Below are 24,511 nucleotides of genomic sequence, written 5' to 3'. Positions count from 1 at the left end.
GGGAGGCGATGACGGCCGCGGTCGCGGATCTGTCGGGACCCATCGCCGCGATCAGCCTGAGCGCGCTGAGATTCAATGCACTCGACCTCGTGGTGCGTGCCGGCGGTGTGCCGATCCGCCTGGCCAGCAAGTCGGTGCGCGTGCGCGAGGTGCAGGATGCCGCGCTGGCACTGCCTGGCTACCACGGCATCCTCGCCTTCACCCTTTCCGAGGCCCTGTGGCTGGCCGAGCGGCACGACGACGTCGTTCTCGGGTACCCCAGCGTCGATCGCGCCGCCATCGCCCGCCTCGCCGCGGACGCGAGGGCGGCGGCGCGCATCACCCTCATGGTCGACGACCTTGCGCAGCTCGACGTCGTCGACGCAGTGGCGCCGCCCCGTTCGCGCCCGCGCCTGCGGGTGGCGCTCGACGTGGATGCCTCGTGGCAGGCACCGGGCCTCGGGCACATCGGCGTGCGCCGTTCGCCGGTGCACGACCCGGCCGAAGTGGCACGCCTCGCACGGGCGGTCGCCGATCGTGACGGCTTTCGCCTCGTCGGTCTGATGATGTACGAGGCGCAGATCGCGGGGCAGCCCGACGCCACCGGCGCGGGCGACGGCGTCGTGCGGTGGATGCAGCGCCGCTCCGGCCACGAATTGCGAGAGCGCCGCGCGGCGGTGGTCGCAGCGGTGCGCGAGATCGCTCCGCTCGAGTTCGTCAACGGTGGGGGCACCGGATCGCTGGAGTACACCGCCGCCGACGAGTCCGTCACCGAGGTCACGGCCGGCAGCGGCCTGCTCGCCGGGCACCTGTTCGACGGGTACCGCGCCTTCGAGCCGGCGCCCGCAGCGGCGTTCGCCCTCGAAGTGGTCCGCAAGCCGGCGCCCGACATCGTCACGGTGCTCGGTGGCGGATGGATCGCGTCCGGCCCCGCGGTACCGTCGCGGCAGCCCGCGCCGGTGTGGCCGGCGGGGCTGCGCACGCTCGCGCGCGAGGGTGCGGGGGAGGTGCAGACTCCGCTGCAGGGTGCCGCCGCACGCAACCTGCGGGTCGGCGATCGCGTGTGGTTCCGTCACGCCAAGAGCGGAGAGCTCGCCGAGCATGTCGACCGTTACCGCCTGATCGACGGCGGCCGGATCGTGGGGGAGATGCCCACCTACCGGGGCGAGGGGATGAGTTTCCTGTGACCCGGCCCGGCGGCGTCTGGCACAACTGGGGCCGCAGCGCGCAGGTGCGCCCGCAGCGGGTGGAGTTCCCCGCAACCGTCGCGGCTGTCCGCCGGTGCGTGCAGGCCGCGGCGGCCCGCGGTCTGCGGGTGAAGGCGGTGGGGGCCGGTCACAGCTTCTCGGAGATCGCCGCCGCACCCGGTGTGCTGGTCGATCTCAGCGACCTGCGTGGCCTGGTCTCGGTGGACCGTGAGCGCGGTCGGGTGCGACTGCGGGCGGGCACACGGCTCCACAGCATCCCGCGCCTGCTGGCGCCCTACGGATTGGCGATGCCCAATCTGGGGGACATCGACCGTCAGACCATCGCCGGAGCCGTTTCGACTGGCACGCACGGGACGGGTGACCGCTTCGGCGGCATCGCCACGCAGGTCGTGGCGGCAACGCTCGTCACGGCGGACGGCGAGGTGCTCACCGTCGACGACGACGAGAACCCCGAGCTGCTGCCTGCCGTCGCCCTGGGACTCGGTGCCCTCGGCATCCTCGTCGACATCACCCTGCAGTGCGTCCCGGCGTTCGTCCTGCGCGCCGTCGAGCGTCCCGAGCCGCTCGACGCCGTCGTCGAGGCGCTGCCGAGGCGACACGCGAACGTGGACCACTTCGAGTTCTACTGGTTCCCGCACACCGAGATGGCGCTGACGAAGACCAATACGCGGCTGCCCGAGAGCGCACCACGCCAGAGGCTCTCCGCCCCCGCACGCTGGGTCGACGACACGCTCCTGGCCAACGGGCTGTATCGGGTGACCTGCGCTGCCGGTCTGGCCGCGCCGCCCCTCGTGCCCGGGATCAACCGGCTCGCCACCCGGCTGACCGGCGATCGCGAGTACACCGACGAGTCCCACGCCGTCTTCACCCAGCGCCGCACGGTGCGCTTCAGGGAGATGGAGTACGCCGTGCCTCTGGATCGCCTGTCCGCGGCGTTCGGCGACCTCCGGGCCCTCATCGCCGATCGCGGCTGGCGACTGTCGTTCCCGATCGAGGTGCGCACCGCGGCCGCCGATGGGCTCTGGCTGTCGACGGCGTCCGGGCGGGACTCCGGCTACATCGCGGTGCACCGCTACTGGCGGGAGGACCCGGCGGAGTACTTCGATGCCGTGGAGCAGGTCATGCTGCGCCACGAGGGCCGACCGCACTGGGGAAAGATGCACGGGCTGGATGCCGCGCAGCTGCGGCAGCGTTACCCGCGCTTCGCCGAATTCATCGCGCTGCGCGATCGGCTCGACCCCACGCGGATGTTCCACAACGCCTACCTCGACCGCGTAATGGGTGGGTAAAAACTGGGAGTGGGCGACTGTGCGCAAGCGGGTTCCCCGCGTGCGATTAGGATGAGAGAAACTCGGAGGGGAGTCGGGGGCACATGTGGGAATGGTTGATCCCGGTACTGATCGTCGTCGCGCTGGTCATCGTCGTCGGCGTCTACCTGTGGGCGACGTACAACTCGCTCGTGGCGCTGAATGTCCGCGTCGATGAGGCGTGGAGCGACATCACGGTGCAGCTCAAACGTCGCGCCGATCTGCTGCCGAACCTGATCGAGACGGTCAAGGGCTACGCCGCGCACGAGAAGGCGGTCTTCGAGAACGTCACCCGCGCGCGCGCCGAGACGCTCTCCGCCACCGGGCCCGCCGACGCCGGTGTGGCCGAAGGGCACATGCAGCAGGCGCTGAAGTCGCTGTTCGCCGTCGCCGAGGCGTACCCGCAGCTGCAGGCCAGCCAGAACTACCTGCACCTGCAGCAGTCGATCGTCGACACCGAGGACAAGATCCAGGCCTCGCGCCGGTTCTACAACGGCGGTGTCCGCGAGCTCAACACGAAGATCCGGGTGTTCCCGAACAACCTCTTCGCGCGCAACCTCGGCTTCCACGAGCGGGAGTTCTTCGAGGTCGTCGACGGCGCGGCCATCTCCGAGCCCCCGCGCGTCCAGTTCTGACACGAGATCGATCGATGCCTCGTAGCATGCATGCACGGGCGTCGCTCTTCCACGCACGTTGAGGCGAACGCGCCGTGTACTCCGCGATAGCCCGCAACAAGCGCAACACATGGCTGATCCTGATCGGCTTCGTGCTGGCGATTGCCGCGGTGGGAGTACTCGCCGGCTGGCTGGCGGGGAACAACTGGTGGATCACCGCGTTCGTGCTGGTGTTCGCCGTGGGCTACGCCACGGTGCAGTACTTCGCCGCCGACCGCGAGGCCCTCGCGCTGTCGGGAGCGGTGGAGGTGTCTCAGGCCGACGCCCCGCGCTTTCACCGCATCGTCGAGAACCTCTGCATCACCACCGGCACCCCCATGCCGAGGCTCTACGTCGTCGACGATCCGGCCCCCAACGCCTTCGCCACCGGGCGCACGCCCGACAAGGCCGCGATCACGGTCACGACGGGGCTGTTCGAGCTGCTGACGGATCGCGAGCTGGAAGGCGTGCTCGCGCACGAGCTCGCCCACATCCGCAACTACGACATCCGCGTCTCGCTCGTCGTGTTCGGCCTCGTCGTCGCAGTGGGGGCCCTGTCGGACATCGTGATGCGCATGGCGTTCTTCGGCGGCGGCAGGCGGGGCGGCAACAACCAGTCCCAGCTGATCTTCCTCCTCTTCGGCATCGTCGCCGCCGTCATCTCGCCACTCGTGGCAGCCGTCGTGCAGGCGTCGATCTCGCGGCAGCGCGAGTACCTGGCCGACGCCACGGGGGCGCTCACGACGCGCGACCCCGACGGGCTGGCATCCGCGTTGGAGAAGATCGGCAATGCGGCGCAGCCCCTGCAGCGCGCCAACACGTCGATGGCACACCTCTGGCTGGCCGACCCCCTGCGCCCGGGCGGGATGACCCGGCTCTTCGCCACCCACCCGCCCCTGCCGGAGCGCATCGAGCGCCTGCAGACGATCGGCGGACGGTTCTGACATGCCCGCCCCGCTGCGGCTGTCGCGGCGCGACGCGCGCCGTGTGGCGGTGCGGGCCCAGCTGCTGAGCGAGCCCCGCCCGGCCGGCATCGTCGAGACGGTGTACGCCCTGACCGCAGTGACGGTCGACCCGACCGCCGCGGTCATGCCGAGCGCGGACCACATCCTCTACAGCCGTCTGGGCTGGCCCTACCAGCTGTCCGACCTGAGGCAGGCGGTGGAGGTCGACCGGGACCTCTTCGAGTTCGACACGGCCTACCGCGTGATGTCCGACCTGCCGCTGTACCGGGCAGCCATGGCCCGCCGGCCCGAGTACCCGCGCACGCGGGACTGGCTGGTGGCCAACGACGGGTTCCGTCGCGATGTGATCGATCGGCTGCGCGCAGAGGGGCCGCTGCACGCGGCGGAGATCCCCGACGGTGCGCAGGTGTCGTGGACGTCCACGGGATGGACCCATAGTCGCAACACGACGCAGATGCTCGAGATCCTCCTCGCCCGCGGCGACGTGGCGGTGTGGGGGCGCGACGCGAAGGGACGGCTGTTCGACGTCGCCGAGCGGGTGTACCCGGCGGACCTTCCCGACGTCGACGAGCCCGACGCGGTGCGGGAGCTCGCCGAGAGGCGCCTGGCCGCGCAGGGCATCGCGCGGGCGAAGGGCCCCGACGCCGAGGTGGGCACCGCCGCCGTCGTCGAGGGCACCGAAGGGACGTGGCGGGTGGATGCCGAGATGCTCGCGGATTCCGCGGTGTTCACCGGGCGCACCGTGCTCGTCTCGCCCCTGGATGCCCTCGTCGCCGACCGGGGCCGGCTGCAGACGCTCTTCGGCTACGAGTACCTGCTGGAGATGTACAAGCCGGCATCCACCCGGCGGTGGGGCTACTTCGCGCTGCCCATCCTGCACGGCGACCGGTTCGTGGGAAAGCTGGATGCGCGCGCCGACCGACGCGCGGGTCTGCTCCAGATCAACGCGGTGCACGAGGACGACGGCTTCGACGACGAGGCGCGTGCGGCGGTGGCCACGGAGGTCGAGACGCTCGCGGAGTGGCTGGGCCTGGAGCTGCGGGGCTGGGAATGAGCGTCGCCGAGAACCCGACGGGCCTCAGAAGACCGTCAGCAATGCCTGCCCCTCGGTGAACGTCAGGGCGCCGCGCACGGTCCAGGCGTCGGTGCGGTACGTCGCCGATACGGTGGCGCCGCCCTGGTCCACGCCCACAGCGGTGGCGACGACGACGCCGTCGGTCGCGATGAACGACAGCGTCGCGGGATCGATCGAGAGCGCGGGATACGCCTCGATGCGCAGGTTCAGCCCCGTGAGCTCCACCAGGTCGGCGGCCCAGGGGATCGCGAGTCCGCAGCGCGGAGGCACCTCGGTCGTCGCCTGGGCGCAGCCGTCGAGGTACGCGTCCAGCTGCGGCTGAGCGCGCGTCGCGGCATCCGGGGCGAGCAGCGCATCGATGAAGACCGGTGCGGAGTGATCGGTGATGGCGGCGAACGTCGCGTCGCCGTCGAGGAAGTCGGTGGGTGCCGCCTGCGCCGTGTAGACGGCGGGCAGGAGGGTGAGCGCACCGTCGGCACCCTGCGCGCCGTCGGTGCGCAGCGACAGCACCGTCTCGCCGATGGCGACCGCCTCGCCCAGCGTCGTGGTCGTCTCGATCACCGCGAGGGAATCGTCCGTGAGCGTCCAGCTTCCGGAGTCATCGGTCAGCGCGAAGCGGATCGTCGTGGCGTCGCCCTGCAGCCGCACGGAGGCCCGGTAGGTCCTCACCTCGCCGTCGGGTTCGCTGTCGGTGATCTCGGGTTCCTGCACGTACGCGTCGGCAGCCGCGAACGTCGCCAGCAGCGTGTCGGCCGGCGCGTCCTGCGGCAGCAACGAGCGCATCGCATCGGCATCACCGGCTGCGAGTGCGCGCAGGTAGCGCTCGGCCGCGTCATCGGCCGAGCCGGGCCGCGCGAGGTTCCAGGCCAGAGCCGCCAGGGCGACGACGAGCACGGCGGATGCCGCGACGATCGCGATGACGGTGGTGCGTTTCACTCCTCCACGGTAACGGCGGGCGAGGACGGTGCGAGCGTGCGGTCGTGTCGCGCCGCGCCTCCCAGTGCGGCGGCCAGCCCGTCGGCGGCGTCACCCCACCGGCCCACCGAGAGGTCTTCGAGCCCCTGCCAGCGGGCCGCTGCGCGCAGCTCGGCCGCCAGCCGGTCGGCGGCCTGGGGAGGCCGGCCGTGTTCCCACCAGGCGGACTGCACCAGGAGCGTCGAGCGTTGCCGGTCGGCCTTGAGGTCGACGCGCGCCACGACGTCGTCGCCGATGAGGACCGGGAGCGAGTAGTACCCGAAGCGTCGCTTGTGTGCGGGCGTGTAGATCTCGATGCGGTAGTCGAAGCCGAACAGACGCTCGGCACGCTCCCGGAACCACACCAGCGGATCGAACGGGGTGAGGAGGGCAGTGGCATCGACACGGCGGGGGAGTGCGGCATCCCGATGCAGCCACGCGTTCGCCGGCCTGCCCGCCGACTCCCACCCCTCCACCGTCACCGGTCGCAGGACGCCCGCGTCGACGAGCTCGCCGACGGCCCGCAGCACGGCGGCGCGGTCGGCGACGCGCCAGTAGTCTGCGAGGTCGGCGGCCGTCGCCACTCCGTAAGCGGCGGCCGCCCGCCCGACCAGCTCGCGGATCGCGTCGGCGCGCGGGACCGGCGCGCGGGCAGCTTCGGGGATGACGTCGGCGGTCAGCCCGTAGCGGCGCTCGAAGCCGCGCCTGCCGGCGATGGCGACCTCGCCGAAGAGGAACAGGTACTCCAGTGCGTTCTTGACAACGTCCCAGTCCCACCAGGGGCCCCGGCCGCCCACCCGTGACGCGTGGTCGATCTGCGCAGGCCGCAGCGGCCCGCGGGCGGCCAGCTGTGCGCGCACCTCGTCGACGACTCCGCCATGCTCGCGGAACCAGGCCGCGTCGCGGCGCAGGTACCGTTCGCGTGCGGCCGCGTGGCGGAAGGCGAAGAGCCCCCAATCGGCGGTGGGGATGAACGACGCCATATGGGCCCAGGACTCGGTGTAGCGACCGCCGGGCGAGAACAGCAGCCGATCGAGCAGCGCCGGATCGTACGGGCCCAGACGCGAGAAGAGCGGCAGGTAGTGGGAACGCGCGAAGACGTTGACGGAGTCGATCTGCAGCGTCGCCATGCGCGTCAGCGCGAGATTCAGCTGCCGGGTGCCGACGGTTTCGGGTCGCGGGCGCGCGAAGCCCTGGGCGGCCAGCGCGATACGACGAGCCTCGCCGCGACTGAGATCACGTGGGCGCTGTGCTGCGGTGCTCGTCGTCACGGCGGCGAGCCTACCGAACGCCTCGGACATCGCCGCGTGCGCCGTCACGGGGGAGGGAACGGCGCGCCGGCGACTCTAGAATGACGTGGTGACCGGCACCCCCGATGACAAGCCGCGCACCGCGTTCTTCGATGCGGTGCGGCGGCGCAACGCGCCAGGCGACGTCGCCACCGTCGTGCCGCACCCGCTGCGCGTGGCGACGGCCTACGCGTGGCGCTTCCTCGTGCTCGCGGCCGCGATCGGGGTCGCGATCTGGCTCGTCATCCAGCTGAAGCTGCTCGTGATCCCGCTGCTGGTCGCGATCCTCGTCAGCGCGCTGGTGTGGCCGGGCTTCTCCCTCATGCTGCGTTACCGGTTCCCGCGCTGGCTGGCCATCGTCATCTCGGTGCTCGGCACGATCGCGGTGATCGGCGGTCTGCTGTGGCTGGCGGTGTGGCAGATCACCCGCGATCTGGGATCGGTGCAGGGGCGCACATCCGCGGCGCTGAACGACTTCCGGCGGTACCTCATCGACGGCCCCCTCCACCTGACTGCCCAGCAGATCGATGACCTGCTCACCCAGGGCGCGACGCTGATGGAGCAGCAGGCGGAGCTGCTGCTCTCGGGCGCCCTCGCCATCGGCAGCACCGTGGGACACGTGGCCACCGGCACGCTGCTGGCCCTCTTCATCCTGCTGTGCATCCTCGCCGACGGTGCCGGCATCTGGCGCTGGACGGTGCGCCTGTTCCCTGAGCGCGCACGCGCGGCCGTCGACGGCGCCGGCCGCGCCGGGTGGGTCACCGTCATCAACTACGCGCGGACCCAGCTGCTCGTCGCGACGATCGACGCGATCGGCATCGGACTGGGCGCGTTCCTGCTCGGTGTGCCCCTGGCGATCCCCATCGCCGTGCTGGTGTTCCTGGGAGCCTTCGTGCCCTTCGTCGGGGCCGTGCTCACCGGAGCCGTCGCCGTCTTCCTCGCCCTTGTCTACAACGGCCCCTGGATCGCGTTCTGGATGCTGATCGTCGTGCTCGGGGTGCAGCAGCTGGAAGGCCACGTGCTGCAGCCGCTGCTGATGGGCTCCGCCGTCAAGGTGCACCCCCTGGCCGTCGTTCTGGTCGTCGCCGGCGGTGCGATGATCGGTGGCATCCCGGGCGCACTGTTCGCCGTGCCGCTGGCCGCATTCGTCAACGTCGTCTGGGTCTACCTGGCGCGCCGAGGCTGGGAGACCGGCGCCAGGCCGCGTCCCGACGATCTCATCTGGAGCACTGTGCCCCGCGACTGGAGGAACCCCGCGTGACCACCCCCACCCTGGCGGAGTTCGAGGACGCCGCCGAGGCGCTGCGCGGCGTCATCGTGCGAACGCCCCTCGAGGACTCCGAGCATCTCAGCGACGTGCTCGGGGCCCCCGTGCACCTGAAGCTCGAGAACCTCCAGCGCACCGGCTCCTTCAAGATCCGCGGGGCGACCTACCGGTTGTCGCGGCTCACCGCCGAGGAGCGCTCGCGCGGCGTGGTGGCCGCGTCGGCCGGCAACCATGCCCAGGGCGTTGCGCTGGCGGCCCAGAAGCTGGGGATTCCTGCGACCATCTTCATGCCGCTCGGGGTGCCCGTGCCCAAGCTCCTGGCCACGCGTGGCTACGGCGCCGAGGTGATCCTCGAGGGCGAGACCGTCGAGACCCCGCTGCGTCTGGCGGCGGAGTACGCCGAGCGCACCGGAGCGGTGCTCATCCATCCGTTCGACCACCGCGATGTGATCATCGGGCAGGGAACGCTGGGACTGGAGCTGTGGGACGAGATCCCCGAGCTCGAGACGGTCATCGTCGGTATCGGCGGGGGAGGCCTTGTGGCGGGGATCGCCGCGGCCGTGAAGGCCCGAGCCGCCGCTGAAGGCCGCGCGGTGCGGATCATCGGCGTGCAGGCGCAGAACTCCGCCGCCTACCCGTCGTCGCTCGAGGCGGGCCGTCCGCTGGTGGTCCCCACCACGCCGACCATCGCCGACGGCATCGCCGTCGCGCGCCCCGGTGACGTGCCCTTCGCCATCATCCGGGATCTGGTGGACGAGGTCGTCACCGTCAGCGACGACGACATCGCCCGAGCCCTGCTGGTGCTGCTGGAGCGCGCCAAGCAGGTGGTCGAGCCGGCGGGCGCCGCCGGAGTGGCCGCGATCCTCGCCGGCAAGGTGCAGGCCTCGGGTCCCACCGCTGTGGTGCTCTCGGGCGGCAACATCGACCCGCTGCTGCTGCAGCGCGTCGTCGCCCACGGACTCGCGGCATCCGGACGCTACATGACCCTGCAGATCCCGCTTCCCGACCGGCCAGGGCAGCTCGCACGGGTCTCGGAGCTTCTGGCCATCGCCGGGGCGAACGTCATCGAGGTGCTGCACACCCGCCACGGACAGGGGCTGCAGATCAGCGAGGTGATCCTTCAGCTGAGCGTCGAGACGCGGGGCGCGGAGCACCGCGCGCTCGTCATCCAGACCCTGACGGATGCCGGCTACGCGCCGGCCATCGTCAAGGACTGATCTGGCGGCTCACTGCCCGGTGTAGGTCTCCACCTTGACGACCTCGACGCTGATCTGGCGGCCGTTGGGGGCGGTGTACGACGTGGAGTCGCCCTCCTTCAGCCCCAGGATGGCGGAGCCGAGCGGCGACGCCTCGCTGTAGACATCCAGCTCGGAGTTGGCGGCGATCTCGCGGTTGCCCAGGAGGAAGACTTCTTCGCCCCCGGCGACAACGGCGGTGATGACGGTGCCGGGCTCGACGACCCCGGTGGACTGCGGGGCGGTGCCGACCTTGGCGTTCTTCAGAAGGTGCTGCAGCGTGCGGATGCGCGCCTCCTGCTTGCCCTGCTCGTCCTTGGCAGCGTGGTAGCCGCCGTTCTCCTTCAGATCGCCTTCTTCGCGCGCGGATTCGATGCGCTTCGCGATCTCCTCGCGCCCGGTGGTCGACAGGTGCTCGAGTTCGGCGACGAGACGGTCGTAGGCATCCTGCGTGAGGAACGTCTCGGGGGCGTCGGTGGACACGGCGGTCTCCTTCGTGGGGCGGTGGTGGCGCTCGGGCCTAAGCCAAACGCCCCGGCGACAGCCGGGGCGCGATGCGTTCACAGCAGACTACGCGAACCAGCAGGAGTTCACCAAACCTGTCGTGGCCTCGGCGGTGGTCGGGATCTTCTCGGTGAACACCTGGATGCGGCCGGCCTCGAGCGGCATCTCCACGACGCGCCAGCCGACCACGCCGTGCTCTTCGTCCTGGGCCTCCAGGGCGCACGCGACGGTTCCGTCGACGGGTGCCACGACCTGGAAGGTGACGGTCACGGTGTGCTCGTCGACGACGGAGTACGCCGTGGCATCCACATCGACGGACGACATGCTGGTGGCCACCGTGCTCCAGCCCAGCGCGACGGTGGCGCTCACGGCGACGGCCGCGACGATGATCCACCACGCGCGGGTGCGGCGGCGTGAGGTGCGCCGGCCGTAGCGCTCGTCGAGGAACTGCTGCGTCGTCATGGGTGGGTCTCCGGGAGATTAGGCTTGAATCAAGGTTAGGCGCTCCGGCGCGGAACGAGGTTCTCCATGCTGTCTGTGATCGACGCCCTCACGCTGATGGCGGCGTCTGTGCCGACCCCCGAATCGACCGTCGATCCGGATCTCGTGACCCCCGGACCCTGGGGGTTCGCCGCGATCGCCTTCATCGCCCTCGCGGTGATCGTGCTCGTCTGGGACATGCTGCGGCGCGTCCGCCGCGGCCGGTATCGCTCCGAGATCCGCGAAGAGCTCGACGCCGAGGAGCAGCGTTCCGACCGCGACGACAGCACGGGTACTCCGCCCACGCGCTGATCAGCCGCGGTGGAAGGCCGGATGCAGTGCGATGAGCAGGCACGCCGTCCAGTGGCAGAGGAATGCCAGCACTGTGCAGGCGTGGAAGATCTCGTGGAAGCCGAAGTGGCCGGGCCACGGGTTCGGCTTCTTCATGCCGTAGACGATCGCGCCGGCGGTGTAGAGCAGTCCGCCGACGACGACCAGCACCATCATGGCCACATTGGCGGCGAGAAGGTCGCCCAGGTACATCACCGCGGCCCATCCGAGTACGAGGTACAGGGCCACGTAGAGCCAGCGGGGTGCGTCGATCCAGAAGACGCGGAAGAGGATGCCGAGCAGCGCGCCGCCCCACACCAGGGACAGCAACAGCACGGTCTTCGGCGTCGGAAGCGCGAGCACGGCGATGGGGGTGTAGGTCCCGGCGATCAGCAGCAGGATGTTCGCGTGGTCGATGCGCTTGAGTACCGCGAGCGTACGCGGCTTCCAGTGGAAGCGGTGGTACAGCGCGGAGTTGCCGAACAGCAGCAGCGAGGTGGCCATGAAGACCGCTGAGGCCCACTTGGCCGGAGCGCCCTGCGCCGCCGAGATGAGCACGATCCCCGCGACGATGGCCACGGGGAAGGTGGCGGCGTGCAGCCAGCCGCGCCAGGTCGGCTTCAGCTCGACGTGGCCGCTGACGGCGGCAGCGTCGATGAGGGGCAGTTCGGGCATGTCAGCGCCCTCGGATTCGGTACGTCGCGACACGATTTCCACCCTACGCGCGCCTGCATGCCGATGGCCGCACATGATCCATCCCGCCGGGCGCGCTAGCGTATGACCGTGACGACCGGCGGGACGAACCAGGGGCGCGGCCTGCTCTATCGGCTGTACATCGCGCGTCTGCGCCGACAGCTGGCGGGAGCGACCGTGCCGAACCACGTCGCCATGATGATCGACGGCAACCGCCGCTGGGCGCGGCAGCTGGGCTACGCGTCGGCAGCGCAGGGGCACCGGGCGGGCGCAGCGAAGATGCACGAGTTCCTGCGTTGGTGCGACGACCTCGGCATCCCCGTCGTCTCGCTGTACCTGCTGTCCACCGACAACCTGCAGAAGCGCGACTCCCGGGAGCTCGCAGATCTCATCGAGATCATTGCGGAGCTGGCCGAGGAGCTGTCGCACGAACCGGGCTGGCGGGTGCGCCCGGTGGGTCGCACCGATCTGCTGCCGCCGGAGCTCGCCCGCGTCCTGGCAGATGTCGAGGCGCGCACCCGGGACAACACCGGCCTGCACGTGAACCTCGCGGTGGGCTACGGGGGGCGCTCCGAGATCGTGGACGCGGTGCGCCGCATCATCTCCAAGCACGACGAGCAGGGCGGCTCGCTGGAAGAGCTCGCCGCGAGCCTCACCCCCGAGCAGATCGGCGAGCATCTGTACACCGGCGGACAGCCCGATCCCGACCTCGTGATCCGCACGTCGGGCGAGCAGCGACTGAGCGACTTCCTTTTGTGGCAGTCCGCCCACAGCGAGTTCTACTTCGTCGAGGCGCTCGGGCCTGACCTGCGCGAAGTCGACTTTCTGCGTGCCATCCGCGACTACGCAACGCGGGACCGACGTTTCGGAGGCTAGCCCGACCCGTCGCGGTCACCGTGAGAGAATGGAACCGTGACCGGGTTGCAGTCCTATCTGGATACCTTCGATGCGGAGCCGGGGTACCTCGACTGGGCGAAGTTCGGCCCGCTGTCCCCGTCCGTGCGCGCCGAAGCACACGCCGATGCGGAGCTTCTGGGCTCGGGGCGCACGAGCGGCATCGACCTCGTCGCCGGTCGCGCCGATGAGGCGCGCGCGCTGCTGGCCGAGCTTCTCGCCACCACGGCCGACCACGTGACGCTGCAGCCCTCGACGACGCACGGACTGATGCAGGCCCTGTTCGGGCTCACCGGCGCCGTGGTCGTCTCCCGCCACGAGTTTCCGAGCCTCAGCGTCGCGGCCGAGCGGGCCGCGGCGCTCGGGGGAGCGACCCCGCGCTGGCTCGAGACCCCGGACACCCTGGTGACCCCGGATGCCGTGCGCGCGGCGCTCACGGACGATGTCACCGCCCTGGCTGTCAGCGCCGTGGACTACCGCACCGGCTACCGGGCAGATCTGGCTGGGCTCCGCGACGTCATCGGCGATCGCCTCCTCATCGTCGACGCCATCCAGGCGTTCGGCGTGGTCGACGAGCAGTGGGACGTCGCAGACGTCGTGTGCGGCAACGGGTACAAGTGGCTCCGCGCCGGGCGCGGGACGGGCTTCGCCTCTTTCTCGGACCGGGCGCTCGAGCGCCTCACGCCCGTGCTCTCGGGGTTCGCCGGCATGGGGGGCGCGCTGGGCGCCTTCCCGGTTCCCTCGCCGGTGCCCGGCGCGCAGGCGTACACGGTCACCGAGCCCGACCACCTCGCGACGGCTCGGCTCGCGACGGCTGTCCGCGATATCCGAGATGCCGGTGTGTCCGAGGTCGCCGACCTGGTGCGCCAGCGCGCCCGCGAGATCGCTGCCGTCGCCGAGCGGTTCGACTTGACGGTGGTGACACCCCGCGAGGCCTATCGCCATGCGGGCATCGTGTCGCTCGCGCCCGAGCCCGGCGACACGGCACCTCTGGCGGCAGCGCTGGCCAATCACGGTGTCGCGGCCTCGCTGCGGTCGGGGTTCGTGCGCATGGCCGCGCACGCGGGGACCGGCGAAGACTCGCTTCGACTGCTCGAAGGCGCGCTGGCCGAGTTCGCCGGCACGCGCATGCGCTGAAACGCAGATGTCACCTGACGGTCACACATCTCGGGCGTGTCGGACAGCGCGGGGTCGGGGGCCTGGACGTACCGTGATGCCAGCGGGCAAGGCGCCCGTTCGGGTCGGCCGGAGATCGCGACCCGTGACCCCTCGGTCGACTCGTGACTGCCGGGTGAGCACCCGGGTCGGGAGTGGGTTGTGACCACACGAGCACCACACGCGCAGCAGGGCCGGATCGAGAACGACGTCACCGCGGACCAGGATCTTCGCACCTATGTGCTCGACACGTCGGTGCTGCTCAGCGATCCGCGGGCGTTCTTCCGTTTTGCGGAGCACTCGGTCGTGATTCCCGTCACGGTCATCACCGAGCTGGAGGGCAAACGCCACGACCCTGAGCTGGGGTACTTCGCCCGTCAGGCGCTGCGGCATCTCGACGAGTTGCGGATCGAGCACGGGCGGCTGGACTTCCCCGTCGCCGTCGGCGCCGGGGGGACGCTGCGCGTAGACCTCGCCAACACCGATCCCGGCGTGCTTCCCGCGGGCCTGCGGCTGGGCGACAACGACACCCGCATCCTCGCTGTGGCGATGCACCTCGCGCAGAACGGCCAGGAGGTGACGGTGGTGTCCAAGGACCTCCCCATGCGGGTCAAGGCCGCCTCGCTCGGCATCCCTGCGGAGGAATACCTCGCCGAGCAGGCGGTGGACTCCGGGTGGACGGGCGTGGCCAGCATCGACGTTTCGGGGGATGAGATCAGCGACCTCTACGAGAGCGAGGTCGCCGCCGCCGACACCGTCACCGGCCTGCCGGTGAACACCGGGCTGATCATCCACTCCGAGCGGGGATCGGCTCTCGGACGGGTCACCGGCGACGGGGGGTACCGCCTCGTACGCGGCGACCGCGAGGTGTTCGGGCTTCACGGGCGTTCGGCAGAGCAGCGCATCGCGATCGATCTGCTGCTGGACCCGGAGGTGGGCATCGTGTCGCTGGGCGGCCGTGCCGGCACAGGCAAGTCGGCACTGGCGCTCTGCGCCGGACTGGAGGCGGTGCTCGAGCGTCAACAGCAGAAGCGGATCGTGGTGTTCCGCCCGTTGTTCGCCGTGGGCGGGCAGGAGCTCGGCTACCTTCCCGGCGATGCGCAGGAGAAGATGAACCCCTGGGGTCAGGCGGTCTTCGACACGCTCGGTTCGATCGTCTCGGGAAACGTCGTGGAAGAAGTCATCGCCCGAGGCCTGCTCGAGGTGCTGCCGCTGACCCACATCCGAGGACGATCGCTGCACGACGCCTTCGTCATCGTCGATGAGGCACAGTCTCTGGAACGCAACGTGCTGCTCACCGTGCTCAGCCGTATGGGCCAGAACTCGCGGGTGGTCCTCACCCACGACGTGGGCCAGCGGGACAACCTGCGGGTGGGGCGCCACGACGGCATCGCATCCGTGATCGAGACGCTCAAGGGTCACGCCCTGTTCGGACACGTCACGCTCACGCGTTCTGAGCGGTCGGCCATCGCCGCGCTGGTCACCGAGCTGCTCGAGGCCGGCGAATCGAGTTGATGCCGGATGGGGCACCATGAGAACAATCTCATGGCCGGGCATTCCCATACGAACCGGCATGGGCGAACATAGAACTACCGCCTAAGCGGCTAGCGCGAAGACCCCCAGCTTCGCCTCACGAGAACCCCCGGCGCATTCCGCCCCGGGGGTTCTCGCTGTGGGAGGCGGCAGTCACTCCCAGCGGTAGCCGGAGCCGCGCACGGTGGCGATGTGGTGCGCACCGAACTTGGCTCGCAGGTATCTCACGTACACGTCCACGACGTTCGAGCCCGGATCGAAGTCCATGCCCCACACGCGGCTGAGCAGCGCCTCACGGCTGAGGACGTCGCCGGCGTGGCGCAGGAACTGCTCGGCGAGGGCGAACTCGCGGGCGGAGAGGTCCACCTCGCGGCCGCCGACCGTCGCGCGGCGCGCCAGCACGTCGAGGGTGACGTCGCCGTGGGTGATCACGCCGGCCGCCGCCGCGCTCTCCCGCAGCCGGGACCGCACGCGCGCGAGCAGCTCGGCGACGACGAACGGCTTCGGCACGTAGTCGTTGGCCCCGGCATCCAGGCCGTCGACGGTGTCACGCGTGCCCGAGCGGGCCGTCAGGATGATGACGGGTACCGTCGATCCGAGCGCGCGCAGGCGACGCAGCACCTCGATGCCGTCCATGCCGGGGAGCCCGACGTCGAGCAGCACGAGATCCACACCGGGATCGGTGGCCCGTGCGAGCGCGTCGGGGCCGTTCTCGGCCACGTCGACGCTATGGCCCTCGGCCGTGAGGGCGCGACTGAGCAGCGCCGCGATGTGCGGCTCGTCGTCGACCACCAGGATGCGCGTCATGCGCTTGCCTCTCTCTGCAGCACCACATCGCCCGCGCGCACGGGCGCGGGCGCGGCTGCCCCCGTCCCCAAAGGTACGGCTATCGTGAACGTCGCGCCGCCACCCGGTGTGTCGGCGACCGTGCAATGACCGCCGTGTGCGCGTGCGATCGTGTCGACGATCGCCAGGCCCAGCCCTGATCCGCCGACGCTGCGCTTGCCGACGTTACGGTCGAATCGTCGGAAGATGCGGTGCCGGGCTGCCGGCGGGATTCCCGGCCCGTGATCGCGCACCCACAGCTGCGCTCCACTGGCGTGCAGAGAACTGCCGATCTCGATGGGGGCTCCCTCAGGGGTGTACTTGGCGGCGTTGTCGGCCAGCTGCAGCCATGCCTGCAGCAGCCGGTCACAGTCGGCTCTGATGCGCCCGGACGCGGCGGTCTCGATGTGCCAGTCGTGGTGGGGGATCACCGACACCAACTCTCCCACCCGCTGGGTGAGGGCGCCGAGGTCGACGACCGAAAAGCTGAAAGAGTCGCCGTCCACCGATGCCAGCAGATCGATGTCGTTCACGAGCCGTGTCATGCGGTCAAGCTCCCCGATGCCGATGTCGCGCACAGCGGTGACATCGGCGGCGTCGTCGACGTTCATCGTCTCGAGATGGCCGCGCACAATCGTGATCGGGGTCTTCAACTCGTGCCGCACATCGTCGAGCAGCTGACGCTGCGTCTCGAACGACGCCTCCCACCGCTCCGCCGCATCGCCTTCGCCGGCGCCGGCGCCGGACGCCGCCGGCTGCGCAGCCAGCCAGTACGCCACAGCGAGCACACCGACCGCGAGCAGGGCTGCGAGCAGGTAGACCGCTCCGCCGAGAAGCACCCGCTCGGGGGGCAGGTCGGATCCGAGCGCAAGGACGGCGGCGGTGACGGCGCCGGCCATCACGAATCCAGCCGATGCCACTCCGAGCGTGATGCCCAGGGTGCGGCGCTGCGCGCGGCCCTGCCGTGGCGTGCGGTTCACCCTCCGATTATCAACCAGGGCGGGTCATTGACAGCAGGTCGAGTTTCTCATCGAGCTGCTCCTCGGTGATCTCACCCCGCTCGACGTAGCCGAGGCCGATGACGGCCTCGCGCACGGTGATGCCCTCTGCGACGGCGTGCTTGGCGATCTTGGCCGCCGCCTCGTACCCGATGAGCTTGTTCAGCGGCGTCACGATCGACGGCGACATGCCGGCGAAGGCGGCGGCGCGCCCGAGGTTCGCCTGAAGCCCGTCGATCGTCTTGTCGGCCAGCACCCGCATGGCGTTGGAGAGCAGTCGGATCGACTCCAGCAGTGCCGTGCCCATCACCGGGATCGCCACGTTGAGCTCGAACGATCCCGACGCACCCGCCCAGGCGACGGTTGCGTCGTTGCCGATCACACGCGCGCACACCATGAGGGTCGCCTCGGGAACGACGGGGTTCACCTTGCCGGGCATGATCGACGAGCCGGGCTGCAGATCGGGGATGTGCAGCTCGCCGAGACCCGTGTTGGGGCCGGAGCCCATCCACCGCAGGTCGTTGTTGATCTTCGTCAGCGACACCGCGATCGTGCGCAGGGCCCCGGATGCCTCGACGAGGGCGTCGCGGTTGGCCTGTGCCTCGAAGTGGTCCTTGGCCTCGGTGATCGGCAGCTCCGTCTCGGCGGCCAGCAGCGCGATGACCTGCTGCGGGAATCCGAGGGGTGTGTTGATGCCGGTGCCGACGGCGGTGCCGCCGAGCGGGACCTCGCCCACACGGGGGAGCACCGCCTGCACGCGCTCGATGCCGAGGCGGATCTGGCGGGCGTAGCCGCCGAACTCCTGGCCCAGGGTCACGGGGGTGGCATCCATCAGGTGCGTGCGACCGGACTTGACCGCGTCCTTCCAGAGCTCCGCCTTGGCCTCGAGCGCGACGGCGAGGTGGTCCAGAGCGGGGATGAGGTCGTCGATGAGCGCCTGGGTGACGGCGATGTGCACCGAGGTGGGGAACACGTCGTTCGACGACTGCGAGGCGTTGACGTGGTCGTTGGGGTGAACGGGGGAGCCGAGCTTGGCGGTCGCAAGGGTCGCCAGCACCTCGTTCATGTTCATGTTCGACGAGGTGCCGCTGCCGGTCTGGTACGTGTCCACGGGGAAGTGGGCGTCGTGCCGGCCGGTGATGACCTCGTCGGCGGCGGCGGCGATCGCGTCGGCGATGGCGCCGTCGAGGGTGCCGAGCTGCTTGTTGGCCAACGCCGCGGCCTTCTTCACGCGGGCGAGCGCGGCGATCTGGGTCGACTCGAGGCCGGTGCCGGAGATCGGGAAGTTCTCCACGGCACGCTGGGTCTGCGCGGCGTACAGCGCGTTCTTGGGCACCCGCACCTCGCCCATGGTGTCGTGCTCGATGCGGTACTCGGTCTCTGCCATGACGGTCACGTCCTCGTTTCCTTGCTGGTGATGGGTTTTCAGTGCTCGGCCGTGATGTCCCCGACGATGACGTCCGGGACCGCGGTGCCTTCGGCCAGGCGGTAGTTGGCGCCGACGACGGCGACCTTGCCCTCGGCGACGGCGTCGCTGATGAGCTCGGAGGACTGCAGCAGCGCGGCGATGGTCTCGCGCAGGTGCTCCCGCCCGACCTGGTCGGCATCCACCGTTTCGGGTGTCACCCCGGCGTCCGCGCCCTGGCGCAGCACTCGGCGCACCGCCGGCACGATCGGCGCGATCTGTCGCCACACGTGCACGGGGAGGGCGGGGGCGTCGGCGGCGGTCGACTCGATCGCCGCGCGCACCGCGCCGCAGGCGTCGTGGCCCAGCACGACGATGAGCGGCACCTCCAGCACGGCGACGGCGTACTCGAGGCTTCCGACGACGGACTCCGAGATGACCTGGCCCGCGTTGCGGATGACGAACAGGTCACCCAGCCCCTCGTCGAAGATGATCTCGGCCGCCAGGCGCGAATCGGAGCACCCGAACAGCGCTGCGGTGGGGTACTGGGAACCGGCGGTCTCATGGCGTCTTTCGACGTCCTGACGCGGATGGCGGGGCTCGCCCGCGACGAACCGCGCGTTCCCCAGCCGCATGTCGTCCCACGCTTGTTGCGGGCTCGGACGTGTCGCGGGAGCGGTCATGAATCCTCCGCGCGCAGCGCGCGCACATCGTCGGCGAGGCCTTCGGCAACCTCGGTGGCGGTGGCGGCATCGGTGGCGCCGTAGATCAGGATCGTGTCGTCGCCGGCGGGCGTGCTCAGGGCGTACGAGATGTTCGCAGCAGTGGTGGGGTCCGAGACCTCGTAGACGGTCCACTCGATGCCGTCGATCGTGGCGGTGTCGGTCGCTCCGCGGCCGGACAGCACGCGGGAGGGCCACGCCTCGTCGGCGTCGAAGCCCTGCGCGACGTTGATGAAGCCGCGTTCCGGGGCGTAGACGACGGTCCACGCGCGCACGTCGCCGTCACCCTCGACCGACGCGCGGTTGACGCTCCACTCCTCGGGTGTCTCGGCCACGACCACGGTGCGATCGAGCGACGCCTGCACCCGCGCGGCCTCGGCGGCCACGTCGATCGGTTCCGGCGCGGGGATGGACCCGCGAGGGACGCCGAACACGATCACGAGAACGACACCCAGGGTCACCAGCAAGGCTGCGATGAGGTTGCGGGTGCTGCGGCTGGCGCGGTGCACGCGGGACGACTCGGCCTTGCGGGCGGCGGTCTCCTCTGGGGTCTCCGGCCGGCCGAGCTCGGCGACGATCCGGGGGGAGGAGGCCATCACGCCTCCCCGGGCGACGGGGCGTCGGAGCGCGCGGCGTCGAGACGGCGCTTGGCGCCCAGCAGCCACTGCTCGCAGTGGGCCGCGAGCGCCTCGCCGCGCTCCCAGAGGGACAGGGACTGCTCGAGGGTGGGTGAACCCTGTTCGAGCTCGGCGACGACGCGCACGAGTTCGTCGCGCGCCTGCTCGAACGAGAGGGCGGCGACGTCGGGGGCGTCGTCGCGTGCGGCGGTCATGTCCACCATCCTAGTTCGACCCTTGCGTGGGCCCTGGCGCTGCCTGCTCGTCGACTTCGCCGTGCGATCGCGCGGTGAACGAGCCCCGCGCCACCGTGACGGTCACCTCCGCGCCGTCGGGGGCCTGGGCGGCATCGCGCACGATCACACTCCCGGTGAGCTGCGCGATCGCGTACCCGCGCTCGAGCGTCGCGGCGGGGGAGAGGGCACGCAGCGACGCCCGCAGCTCTGCGGTGGTCCGCTCGGCGGCATCCACCCGCCTGGTCATGATCTCGCGGCCGCGGGAGATCTGGAACCACAGATCCTGCGCGCGGGAGTCGAGCATGGTCTCCGGGTCGCGCAGCACCGGCCGCGAGCGCAGCTGCTGCAGCTGGGCGATGTCGTGGGTGATGCGCTGGGTCAGACGCGATCCGGCACGCGAGCGCAGCTGGCGCACCAGCGCGCGCTGCTCGGACACGTCGGGAACGATGCGCTTGGCGGCGTCGGTCGGGGTCGACGCGCGCAGGTCCGCGACGTCGTCGAGCAGGGGGTGGTCGTTCTCGTGACCGATCGCGCTCACGACGGGAGTGGATGCCGCAGCCACCGCCCGCAGCAGCTTCTCGTCGCTGAACCCCAGCAGCGTCTGGGGATCGCCGCCGCCGCGCGCGATGACGATCACGTCGACCTCGGGATCGGCGTCGAGCGCCTGCAGCGCTGCGACCGTCTCGGGGACGCACCGCTCGCCCTGCACGGCGACATGCACGGTGCGGAACGACACCGCGGGCCACCGCAGCTCGGCGTTGCGGTGCACGTCCTTCTCGGCGTCGCTGCGCTCACCGGTGATGAGGCCGATGCGGTGGGGGAGGAAGGGCAGCGGCTTCTTGCGCGCCGGCTCGAACAGGCCCTCCTTGCGCAGCTGCGCCCGCAGGCGTTCGAGCTTCTCGAGCTGCTCACCCAGGCCCACGTGCTTCATCGCGGAGACGATGAAGCTGAAGTCACCGGTCTTGACGTAGAACTCGCTCTTCACGCACGCCACGACGTGGTCGCCGGACTTGAGGTCGGCGGGGATGCGCTGTCGGGTCGTCGACCACAGTCGGAACGACAGCGAGGCGTCGGAGGAGAGGTCCTTGAGCCTGCCGAAGATGTTGCCGCCACGCACGTTCCATGACGTGATCTCGCCTTCGACCCACACCGCGCCCCACTTCTGCACGAAGTCGCGGATCGTCTCGTTGAGCCTCGAAACCGAGGTCGGAGCGTCGGGGGAGGACGCCCCCGGGTGCACCGCATCGGCCGGCGGCGTCTGCCCCGGCGCGGGTTGGAACGTCGTCATCTGCGTCTCCCTCGCGGTGCCCGGCCTCTGTCCAGCCGGCGACTCATAGAATCGTCGTGTGAGCACTTCAGCCGTCCGACTGCCCCTGCCCCGCATCCCGGGGCGGCGCGGCCACCTCAAGGATATGCCGGTGGCGGGACACAAGCGGGTGCTCCTGGCCGCCCCCCGAGGGTACTGCGCGGGGGTGGACCGCGCCGTGATCGCTGTGGAGAAGGCGCTGCAGCGATTCGGCGCCCCGGTGTACGTGCGCAAGCAGATCGTGCACAACATCCATGTCGTCACCGAGCTCGAGGCGCTGGGCGCGATCTTCGTCGAAGAGGTCGATGAGGTGCCGCCCGGGGCGCACGTCGTCTTCAGCGCGCACGGTGTCTCACCCGCCGTGGTCGACGCGGCGGCCGACCGCGGGCTGCAGGCGATCGACGCCACCTGTCCGCTCGTGACCAAGGTGCACCGCGAAGCGGTGCGCTTCGCACGCGACGACTTCGAGATCCTCCTGATCGGCCACGCCGGTCACGAGGAGGTCGAGGGCACCGCCGGCGAGGCCCCCGATCACGTCACCGTTGTGAACTCACCCGAAGAGGCGGACCTGGTCGAGGTGAAGGACCCCTCCAAGGTGGTCTGGCTCTCGCAGACCACCCTCTCGGTCGACGAGACGATGGAGACGGTGCGACGACTGCGCGAGCGCTTCCCGCAGCTGCAGGACCCGCCGTCGGATGACATCTGCTACGCCACCCAGAACCGGCAGGTGGCCATCAAGAAGGTCGCCGTCGGCGCTGACCTCGTGATCGTCGTGGGATCGGCCAATTCCTCGAACAGCGTGCGTCTGGTCGAGGTCGCCCTGGAGTACGGCGCGAAGGCCGCCTACCGCGTGGACTACGCCCACGAGATCAAGCAGGAGTGGCTCGACGGCGTCGAGACGGTCGGGGTCACCAGCGGAGCCTCGGTTCCCGAGGTGCTCGTCAAGGAGGTCTTGGAAGACCTCGCCGGTGCCGGCTACCGCGACGTCGAGGAGGTGCGCACCGCCGAGGAGGACCTGCTGTTCTCGCTGCCCAAGGAGCTGCGCCAGGATGCCTCCGGCAAGCGGGACGAGCGCGCGCTCGGTGGACGGGGGCGCGCGTGAGCGATACCGACCCGCGTCCGCGGCCCCAGTACGGCGAGTACGCCACCGCCGAAGAGCAGCAGGCGCGCATCGCGCGGCCCGACGCCACCGATGCCCTCTCGGCCGGAGTCTCGCCCGAGGCTTCGACGCCGCGGGATCGCATGCCCGCTGTGCCCCCGACGACCTCGGCCGCCCGTCCCACCCGCACGGCAGACCGCGTGTTCGCGTTCGTGCTGCTCGGGTACGGACTGCTGACCGTGCTTGCGGCGGCCCCCCAGATGCTCGATGTGGGCGCGTTCGCGCAGACCCTGTTCCAGACGCTCGGTGTCGACGCGCAGCTGGCAGACCCCGATTCCCTGCGTGGCTGGGGAGTGGCCGGTGCCTCGGTGCTGGTGATCGGCTGGCTGCTCACGGCATGGCTCTCGTGGCGGAGCCTCGCCGCGCGCCGGCTGACGTGGTGGATCCCGCTCGTCGGCGGCATCCTCTGCAACTTCGTCTCGGGAACCCTCATGGTGATCCCGATCATGAACGACCCGGTCGCGTGGGAAGCCCTGCAGCGCACGGTCTCCGGCTGACCTGACGAGCGCTGCGCGCCTCGGACCGAGGTCGCCGAGCCCCGGCACCGACGCAGAACGCCCCGACCATCAGGCCGGGGCGTTCCGCGTGAGAACGGCAGTCGGGCGTCAGGCGCCGAGCGACTGCCCGGCCGAGCCGAGCTGACGGGTCGCCTCCACGACGCGTGCGGCCATCGCCGACTCGGCGACCTTGCCCCAGGCGCGGGGGTCGTAGGCCTTCTTGTTGCCGACCTCGCCGTCGATCTTCAGCACGCCGTCGTAGTTCTGGAACATGTAGCCGGCGACAGCACGCGTGAAGGCGTACTGCGTGTCGGTGTCGATGTTCATCTTCACGACGCCGTTGGCGACGGCCAGGGCGATCTCCTCCGGCGTCGAGCCGCTGCCGCCGTGGAAGACCAGGTCCAGGGGCTTCGGGCCGGTGCCGAACTGGGCCGCGATGCCTTCCTGGATCTCGCCGAGCAGCTCGGGCTTGAGCTTGACGTTGCCGGGCTTGTAGACGCCGTGCACGTTGCCGAAGGTCAGCGCGGCGATCCAGCGTCCCTGGTCACCGAGGCCGAGGGCCTCGACCACCTGGGCGACGTCACCGGTCGTCGTGTACAGCGCGTCGTTGGTGCCCTCGTGCTTGACGCCGTCCTCTTCGCCGCCCACGACGCCGATCTCGACCTCGAGGATGGCGTTGATGTTCTTCATGCGGGGGAGCAGCGTCTTCGCGATCTCGATGTTCTCGGCCAGCGGCACCGCCGAGCCGTCCCACATGTGGGACTGGAAGATCGGGTTGCGGCCGGCCTTGACCTCTTCTTCGGAAGCGGCGATCAGCGGCAGCAGGAAGTCGTCCAGAGCCGGCTTCGGGCAGTGGTCGGTGTGGAGGGCCACGGTGATGGGGTAGTTCTTGGCGACCTCGGTCACGAACCTCGCCATGGCGAGGGCGCCGGTTGCACGACCCTTGACGGTGTGGCCGGCGAAGTAGTCCGCACCACCGGTGGTCACCTGGATGATGCCGTCGGAGCCGGCTTCGGTCAGGCCCTGCAGCACGGCGTTGATCGACTGCGAGCTGGCGGCGTTGATGGCCGGGTACGCGAAGCCGCCGGACTTCGCGCGGTCCAGCATCTCGGCGTACTGGTCGGGGGTTGCGACGGGCATGTCTGCTCCTAAAAGTCGGCGGGTGTTCGCCTTCACTCTAGCGAAGCGGTCCCTTCCGGTCCCGGGGGTGGGGCCGTGCGTATCC

26 protein-coding genes are annotated in these 24,511 nt (G+C 70.5%); 13 read left to right on the top strand and 13 right to left on the bottom strand.

The genetic code is table 11. The features are described from left to right. Positions 1-8 precede the first annotated feature (8 nt). The 5 genes from QNO21_RS08615 to QNO21_RS08595 all read left to right on the top strand — a co-directional run bounded on the left by QNO21_RS08615 (position 9) and on the right by QNO21_RS08595 (position 5,166). Complete coding sequence (locus QNO21_RS08615; protein WP_257519329.1) at positions 9-1,166, top strand: alanine racemase; 1,158 nt, start codon at positions 9-11, stop codon at positions 1,164-1,166. Further along, positions 1,163-2,476, top strand: coding sequence for a D-arabinono-1,4-lactone oxidase (locus tag QNO21_RS08610; protein WP_257519260.1), 1,314 nt, complete (start codon positions 1,163-1,165; stop codon positions 2,474-2,476). The genes QNO21_RS08615 and QNO21_RS08610 overlap by 4 nt, the downstream gene beginning before the upstream one ends. Before the next feature lie 83 nt (positions 2,477-2,559). Continuing rightward, positions 2,560-3,129 (top strand): LemA family protein, encoded by a 570-nt coding sequence (locus QNO21_RS08605; RefSeq protein ID WP_257519259.1) that lies wholly within the window; start codon positions 2,560-2,562, stop codon positions 3,127-3,129. A gap of 74 nt (positions 3,130-3,203) precedes the next feature. Next, the gene (locus tag QNO21_RS08600) at positions 3,204-4,091 is read left to right on the top strand and encodes a M48 family metalloprotease (protein WP_257519258.1); all 888 of its coding nucleotides are present in this window, start codon (positions 3,204-3,206) and stop codon (positions 4,089-4,091) included. Position 4,092: 1 nt separating this feature from the next. After that, a complete protein-coding gene (locus QNO21_RS08595) occupies positions 4,093-5,166 on the top strand; it encodes a DNA glycosylase AlkZ-like family protein (protein WP_257519257.1) in 1,074 nt (357 codons plus the stop codon). A 24-nt stretch (positions 5,167-5,190) separates the two neighbouring features. Here QNO21_RS08595 and QNO21_RS08590 read toward each other — a convergent pair whose 3' ends face one another. Further along, the gene (locus QNO21_RS08590; RefSeq protein ID WP_257519256.1) at positions 5,191-6,123 is read right to left on the bottom strand and encodes a hypothetical protein; all 933 of its coding nucleotides are present in this window, start codon (positions 6,121-6,123) and stop codon (positions 5,191-5,193) included. Next, the gene (locus QNO21_RS08585) at positions 6,120-7,412 is read right to left on the bottom strand and encodes a winged helix-turn-helix domain-containing protein (RefSeq protein WP_257519255.1); all 1,293 of its coding nucleotides are present in this window, start codon (positions 7,410-7,412) and stop codon (positions 6,120-6,122) included. Before QNO21_RS08585 ends, QNO21_RS08590 begins: the two co-directional genes overlap by 4 nt. Positions 7,413-7,500: 88 nt before the next feature. On the opposite strand from QNO21_RS08585, the gene QNO21_RS08580 reads away from it, so the two are divergent. Continuing rightward, positions 7,501-8,691, top strand: a complete 1,191-nt coding sequence (locus QNO21_RS08580) for an AI-2E family transporter (RefSeq protein WP_257516979.1) — start codon at positions 7,501-7,503, stop codon at positions 8,689-8,691. Continuing rightward, a complete protein-coding gene (gene ilvA / locus QNO21_RS08575) occupies positions 8,688-9,914 on the top strand; it encodes a threonine ammonia-lyase (protein WP_257516980.1) in 1,227 nt (408 codons plus the stop codon). The genes QNO21_RS08580 and ilvA overlap by 4 nt, the downstream gene beginning before the upstream one ends. A 9-nt stretch (positions 9,915-9,923) precedes the next feature. Here the strand turns inward: ilvA and greA are convergent, their stop codons facing one another. After that, a complete protein-coding gene (gene greA, locus QNO21_RS08570; protein ID WP_257515725.1) occupies positions 9,924-10,415 on the bottom strand; it encodes a transcription elongation factor GreA in 492 nt (163 codons plus the stop codon). A gap of 87 nt (positions 10,416-10,502) precedes the next feature. Next, positions 10,503-10,898: a DUF4307 domain-containing protein gene (locus QNO21_RS08565; protein ID WP_257515726.1), complete on the bottom strand. Its 396-nt coding sequence runs from the start codon at positions 10,896-10,898 to the stop codon at positions 10,503-10,505. 66 nt (positions 10,899-10,964) lie between these two features. On the opposite strand from QNO21_RS08565, the gene QNO21_RS08560 reads away from it, so the two are divergent. After that, positions 10,965-11,228 (top strand): hypothetical protein, encoded by a 264-nt coding sequence (locus tag QNO21_RS08560; protein ID WP_257515727.1) that lies wholly within the window; start codon positions 10,965-10,967, stop codon positions 11,226-11,228. Here the strand turns inward: QNO21_RS08560 and trhA are convergent, their stop codons facing one another. Next, positions 11,229-11,921, bottom strand: a complete 693-nt coding sequence (trhA, locus tag QNO21_RS08555; protein WP_257519254.1) for a PAQR family membrane homeostasis protein TrhA — start codon at positions 11,919-11,921, stop codon at positions 11,229-11,231. A 102-nt stretch (positions 11,922-12,023) separates the two neighbouring features. Between trhA and QNO21_RS08550 the strand changes: the two genes are divergently transcribed. The 3 genes from QNO21_RS08550 (at position 12,024) to phoH2 (ending at position 15,503) form a co-directional block, all read left to right on the top strand. Next, positions 12,024-12,815, top strand: coding sequence for an isoprenyl transferase (locus QNO21_RS08550; protein WP_502883127.1), 792 nt, complete (start codon positions 12,024-12,026; stop codon positions 12,813-12,815). Between the two features lie 36 nt (positions 12,816-12,851). Further along, positions 12,852-13,970: an aminotransferase class V-fold PLP-dependent enzyme gene (locus QNO21_RS08545; RefSeq protein WP_257519252.1), complete on the top strand. Its 1,119-nt coding sequence runs from the start codon at positions 12,852-12,854 to the stop codon at positions 13,968-13,970. A 180-nt stretch (positions 13,971-14,150) separates the two neighbouring features. Continuing rightward, a complete protein-coding gene (phoH2, locus tag QNO21_RS08540; RefSeq protein WP_257519251.1) occupies positions 14,151-15,503 on the top strand; it encodes an RNA 5'-3' helicase PhoH2 in 1,353 nt (450 codons plus the stop codon). Between the two features lie 171 nt (positions 15,504-15,674). Here the strand turns inward: phoH2 and QNO21_RS08535 are convergent, their stop codons facing one another. Genes QNO21_RS08535 through xseA form a run of 7 tightly spaced genes read right to left on the bottom strand, consistent with a single transcriptional unit; the run spans position 15,675 to position 21,612 of the window. After that, a complete protein-coding gene (locus tag QNO21_RS08535; protein ID WP_257519250.1) occupies positions 15,675-16,328 on the bottom strand; it encodes a response regulator transcription factor in 654 nt (217 codons plus the stop codon). Next, complete coding sequence (locus QNO21_RS08530; protein WP_257519249.1) at positions 16,325-17,326, bottom strand: sensor histidine kinase; 1,002 nt, start codon at positions 17,324-17,326, stop codon at positions 16,325-16,327. Before QNO21_RS08530 ends, QNO21_RS08535 begins: the two co-directional genes overlap by 4 nt. A 10-nt stretch (positions 17,327-17,336) precedes the next feature. Next, positions 17,337-18,731 (bottom strand): class II fumarate hydratase, encoded by a 1,395-nt coding sequence (locus QNO21_RS08525; RefSeq protein WP_257519328.1) that lies wholly within the window; start codon positions 18,729-18,731, stop codon positions 17,337-17,339. A gap of 38 nt (positions 18,732-18,769) precedes the next feature. After that, positions 18,770-19,432, bottom strand: coding sequence for a carbonic anhydrase (locus tag QNO21_RS08520; protein ID WP_257519248.1), 663 nt, complete (start codon positions 19,430-19,432; stop codon positions 18,770-18,772). Continuing rightward, the gene (locus QNO21_RS08515) at positions 19,429-20,067 is read right to left on the bottom strand and encodes a DUF4245 family protein (protein ID WP_257519247.1); all 639 of its coding nucleotides are present in this window, start codon (positions 20,065-20,067) and stop codon (positions 19,429-19,431) included. The genes QNO21_RS08520 and QNO21_RS08515 overlap by 4 nt, the downstream gene beginning before the upstream one ends. Beyond that, positions 20,067-20,303 carry an exodeoxyribonuclease VII small subunit gene (locus QNO21_RS08510; protein ID WP_374113690.1) on the bottom strand — a complete coding sequence of 79 codons (237 nt, stop codon included), beginning with the start codon at positions 20,301-20,303 and terminating at the stop codon, positions 20,067-20,069. Before QNO21_RS08510 ends, QNO21_RS08515 begins: the two co-directional genes overlap by 1 nt. A gap of 10 nt (positions 20,304-20,313) precedes the next feature. After that, entirely contained in the window at positions 20,314-21,612 is a 1,299-nt protein-coding gene (gene xseA, locus QNO21_RS08505) for an exodeoxyribonuclease VII large subunit (protein ID WP_257519246.1), read from the bottom strand. 124 nt (positions 21,613-21,736) lie between these two features. Here xseA and QNO21_RS08500 point away from each other — a divergent pair, with 124 nt between their 5' ends. Beyond that, complete coding sequence (locus QNO21_RS08500) at positions 21,737-22,732, top strand: 4-hydroxy-3-methylbut-2-enyl diphosphate reductase (protein ID WP_257519327.1); 996 nt, start codon at positions 21,737-21,739, stop codon at positions 22,730-22,732. After that, positions 22,729-23,286 (top strand): DUF6264 family protein, encoded by a 558-nt coding sequence (locus QNO21_RS08495; protein WP_257519245.1) that lies wholly within the window; start codon positions 22,729-22,731, stop codon positions 23,284-23,286. Before QNO21_RS08500 ends, QNO21_RS08495 begins: the two co-directional genes overlap by 4 nt. A 108-nt stretch (positions 23,287-23,394) precedes the next feature. Here QNO21_RS08495 and fbaA read toward each other — a convergent pair whose 3' ends face one another. Next, on the bottom strand, positions 23,395-24,426 hold the full coding sequence (gene fbaA / locus QNO21_RS08490; RefSeq protein ID WP_257516124.1) for a class II fructose-bisphosphate aldolase: 1,032 nt from the start codon (positions 24,424-24,426) through the stop codon (positions 23,395-23,397). Between the last annotated feature and the right edge of the window lie 85 nt (positions 24,427-24,511).

The sequence above is a fragment of the Microbacterium sp. zg-Y818 genome, from assembly GCF_030246905.1.
In the GTDB taxonomy this organism is placed as follows: Bacteria; Actinomycetota; Actinomycetes; order Actinomycetales; family Microbacteriaceae; genus Microbacterium.
This window is presented reverse-complemented; position numbering and strand designations above follow the sequence as displayed.